Source organism: Gelidibacter sp. (assembly GCF_035577925.1).
In the GTDB taxonomy this organism is placed as follows: Bacteria; Bacteroidota; Bacteroidia; order Flavobacteriales; family Flavobacteriaceae; genus Gelidibacter.
In genome coordinates, this window is sequence record NZ_DATJCY010000083.1 from 1 (window position 1) to 3,850 (window position 3,850).

Below are 3,850 nucleotides of genomic sequence, written 5' to 3' on the forward strand. Positions count from 1 at the left end.
ATCAAATTTTCCATTTTTTACCTCGGAAATTAAAATGGGATTCTCATAAAATTTGGCGTCAATCCCATAATTACTAAACACAATAGTGTCATGCGCCCTATTTTCCGAAACAACGCCCTTAATATGAACTTGTTTTTCAAAAGCCATCTGAGCCGTCAATGAATTGAAACTTATGAGCAGGATGATCACTATAAAATTCAGATTTTTTTTATCCATCGAACAAATATCAGAACTTCACAAATTAATTATTCATTTGTAAGTGCAACACAACAATAATCACATTTTCTAGTGCCATTACCCAGAAGAGATGAACATTTACTAGAACAATTTGAGTCATATGCACAACCTCCAGGTTGGATTACGAAATCACCACCATTAATATCTCGCATCTCATCTCTTGAGAGAAACGATTTTACTGAATTTAAATTGATTTTTTTCATAATATAAAATATTGAATTATTGCCTACTCTCTTATAGCTTTTCGGCTTCTGCTAGATTAATTTCATGCTTTTTATTCAATAAAGAATGATCTTCAATCAATTCATCAATAAAAAAAGGAAGATCAGAAAGCTCATATTCACTTGGATAACGAAACCCATTAATAAATAAACAGGGCGTAAAATTGATGTCCTGTGCCATAAACCAGTTATGGTTTTTAAATAAAAGATCATTTATTTTTTTATTGGTTCCGTTTGTTTGATGTTTTGCTGACCATTTTTCTTTATCTTGGTACCAATCATCCATAGCATTAAAATAGCCATGGATACCTTCAGCGGAGTTTATATTTATTAAAGTGTTCACAAAGGTTAAAAACCGTTTATTTTCAGGTCTGACATTATATAATATGGAAATATTGAGATGTTCAGATTTTTTGTCCAAAAGCGATTTTAACATATAATGTGGCTCGGTACAGTGTCCGCAAAAAGGACTGGTCACGATACTGATATTTAATTTTGAATCGGGATTTCCAAACACAAATAAACTTTTGGGCAGATCATAATGTCTTGAAGTCAATAACATGTTTTTAAACAACTTGTAATTCCGCTTAAAACGATGGGCCTTAAGCTCTTGCTCCTTTAATTTCTTCACTTTTGTTAGCGTTTCTTTGATTGAAAGCCAAAGAGCCACCGTAGTTGAGGTTACGAACAGAAAAATAAAGAATCCACTCCATGTAATGTTGAAGCTAAATATTGAATTTAAATATAGCACGTATCCCAATTCTGCAATGAGAAGTGCAGAAATGGTCAAGCAGATTGGGCACCATTTTTTTTCTATTGCTTTTTGATAGTAAATGGAGATGGCTATAATGGGAACAGAAATAAGTAAAAGGATAACTTGGAGATAAAAATAACTTTCATAATTATTGGATATGCCCATTAAAAAGAGTGCTAGAAGTTGTGTGGCAAAAAAGACGATACTGAGATCACTAAAACTAATGATTTTAAAAACTTTCCATTTGTTTGAATTAACAACCGTTTGACAACTGGTTGCTGCAGTTACATTGCAAAACTTATCCATTAAAGTACTCTTAGTTCCAATTAAGTCTTTTAATACACTAATGGAAAGAAATAGACCTATAATCGGGAAGACATAAAAAAGTCCGAACCATTTGTTTGGTTGTCCGATAACCAAAACGGTAACAAAAAGAACAAGAGTTAAAACTCGCAGACTTAGGCTAATCCAGTTTTTTGGTTTAGGCTTTACAATTTCTGTGTCTTTCTCTGCTAGTAGGATCACATCGTCCCATAGTTCAACAAATTGATCCTTAGGCAGTGAATATTTCTTTTCAGAACCGTTGGTATATGAGATTGTTGTTTCTTTTTTCTCAACAAAGGACAGGAAGTTAACGTTGTCTTTTTTTAAATTAGCTAGAAAATTATTCGGTAACAAGTCAATTTCGGTACTTTCAATTTTGAATGCAGCATTATTGACATTAAAAAAACTCAAAGTATCACTTAGCGCCAATAAAGATGGGTAATCTGGATGGGAATTATATTGAAACTCAAATTCCTCCTTGTCCAATTGTATTTGTTCCGCATCCAGGTAATTGAAAACATTCTTTAGATTGTTCATTTAATAGAAAAATTATTTGATAAGAAACTGAACTCTTGATAATAGGTTCACTTCAAAATTAAATAGAACAATACAAATAACTTTCCGTCTCAGACGGAACTTATGTTAAAGTTTCTGTTCCAAAACCCATGTGTTCTGTCATTAAACTTTGAGAGAGATTTTGTGTCACATTGAATCATAACTCTACTAGGATACATGATTAATTCTATATAATTACTCTTTTAAGTGTTCATCCAATAATTTTCTTATTTCTCCACCACCTGGTCCTGGTGCATTTGGCTGAACTAATTTCCCATTTTTGTCGAATAGTATATAGCGAGGAATGGTTTGTATTTTTAAATCTTTATAAAAATTAGCATTCGGATAATTAACAGCTAAGAGATTGTTTTCAAATGAAAATAAATCTTCTTCTCTTGATGCTTTTTCCCATTTATTAGAGTCTTTATCTATTGAAATATAGACAAAAACAACATCTTTTTCTTTATATTCATTTACAAGAATTCTTGAATCTGGCATAGCTGCTATGCAGGGCGCACACCAACTTGCCCAAAAATCGATGTATATTAATTTGTTTTTGTTCGTTTTTATTAATGAATCCAATGATAATTGTGATGCATCAGAGGTAATTAAAATTACATCATCTTTAAGCGTTCTAAGTTTGGACAATTCTATTCGTATTTTTTTATCAAAACTATTAGTAAAAACAGAATCTGAATGGTGTTTTTTAAAATCCTCGTAATAAAACAATATATCTTCATAAGGATCCTCTTGCTCAACCATTCTATTTAAACATAGCATTCTTGAATACATTAATAAATCATTATCAAAATGGTTTGCTAACGCTTCATAAGCAAATTTATAATTTGTATGATGTCCTGATCTTGAAGTAGATTTTCTATCTTTCAATATCTTTTTATTAATATATGTATTCATGAAAAGCAACAAGTTCTTATTATTAACTAAAGAGTCGTTGATAAATTGATTTGATGTTATATTTTTAAGTATAAAATCATCATTAGAAAGATTGTGCAATCGCAATAAGTTTCTAAAAGTATTTCCTTCAGTTTCCTCTTTTAGAATTTTATAAAAACCTATGTTTTTTATATTATTTGAACTTAAAGAATCATAAAAAGCAATGCTGTTTTTAAGAAAATCTAATTCTAACAACGTTATGTTTTTTAATGAATCTTTATTTGCAATCAGTTCTTTATTTTTAATTATTGGATAGAGTGGGGTGAATTTCTCATACTTTGATGGCTTTAATTGAAGTGGTTTTGTAGAATCAATTTGATAAAACCTATTTTGTATACTTTGAATTTTTTTTCCTTTTTGACTTAAATTCAAAGAAAGTTTTGGAATAGAATATTCATGGGATTTTGAAATTTTATAGGTCAAAATGCTATCTTTCAAATTAACAAATAACGTATCTCCGGTATTAATTATTAACGGAATTTTAGGTGCAAATCTTGAAGATAAAAAAATACTTTGGAATGTATTTATAGGGATATTTAAAGTGTCATTCGTTTTTTCTGTATAAAAATGAACCTGATCATTGTCTTTAAAATCATAATTTTTAAAGATAGAAATCGGAACGCTGTTCATTTCATTATCAACAATCAGAACCAAATCGTTCGATACTAATTTTTCTGGAACTTCTGTTTTTTGTTTACAAAAACTTAACGAAAAGCATAAAGGAATTAACAACAGTAATTTCAATGTTTTTCTCATTTTTAATATCTTATTTTGATTATGTTTTTTATCTTAAAAATACTACAAG

General features: G+C 29.6%; 4 protein-coding genes. All 4 read right to left on the reverse strand.

Features of this window, described 5'->3' with window-relative positions; translation table 11 throughout:
* The coding region (locus tag VNJ50_RS02950) for a hypothetical protein (protein WP_325578905.1) at positions 1–216 on the reverse strand (216 nt) is incomplete at its 3' end.
* A gap of 29 nt (positions 217–245) precedes the next feature.
* Entirely contained in the window at positions 246–440 is a 195-nt protein-coding gene (locus tag VNJ50_RS15650) for a TIGR04149 family rSAM-modified RiPP (RefSeq protein WP_414652861.1), read from the reverse strand.
* Positions 441–471: 31 nt separating this feature from the next.
* Positions 472–2,073 carry a vitamin K epoxide reductase family protein gene (locus VNJ50_RS02955; RefSeq protein ID WP_325578907.1) on the reverse strand — a complete coding sequence of 534 codons (1,602 nt, stop codon included), beginning with the start codon at positions 2,071–2,073 and terminating at the stop codon, positions 472–474.
* Positions 2,074–2,286: 213 nt separating this feature from the next.
* A complete protein-coding gene (locus VNJ50_RS02960; protein WP_325578909.1) occupies positions 2,287–3,801 on the reverse strand; it encodes a TlpA disulfide reductase family protein in 1,515 nt (504 codons plus the stop codon).
* Positions 3,802–3,850: the final 49 nt, after the last annotated feature.